The sequence below is a fragment of the Polaromonas sp. P3_C2 genome (assembly GCF_056402675.1).
Genome location: NZ_JBFUGX010001233.1, coordinates 1 through 590, shown reverse-complemented (window position 1 = coordinate 590; position 590 = coordinate 1). Strand labels below are relative to the sequence as shown.

1 protein-coding gene is annotated in these 590 nt (G+C 64.6%); it reads right to left on the bottom strand.

The window, feature by feature from the left end; genetic code table 11:
• A partial coding sequence (locus AC1DWI_RS25795) for an ABC transporter ATP-binding protein (RefSeq protein WP_477726275.1) occupies window positions 1–590 on the bottom strand: 590 nt, incomplete at both ends.

Genomic DNA, 590 nt, shown 5'->3' with positions numbered 1-590 from the left:
GTTCTGGAGCAGCTCAGCATGGCTGCCTTGCTCGACGATGCGGCCGGCGTTCATCATGATGATGCGGTCGGCATGCTGGATGGTGGACAGCCGGTGGGCGATGATCAGCGAGGTGCGGCCCGCGGCCAGCCGCTGTATGGCTTCCTGTACGGCTTTTTCCGACTCGGTGTCCAGGGCCGAGGTGGCTTCGTCGAGGATGAGCACGGGCGCATCCTTGTACAGTGCCCGGGCAATCGCCAGCCGTTGGCGCTGGCCGCCGGACAGCTGCATGGCGTTGTGGCCGAGCACGGTGTCTATGCCCTGCGGCAGTTCCTCGAGCAACTGGCCCAGATTGGCGGCGGTCAGGCAGCGCACGATCTTGTCACTGTCGAARGACTGRCCCAGCGCGACGTTGAAGGCCATGCTGTTGTTGAACATGACGACGTGCTGGCTYACGAAGGCGAACTGCGAGCGCAGCGAAGCCAGGTCCCAGTCTCGTAGTTCCGTGCCGTCCAGCAGTATGCTGCCGGCGCTGTAGTCGACAAAGCGCGGAAGCAGGCTGGCCAGCGTGGTCTTGCCAGAACCGGACGAGCCGACCAGCGCCACGGTCT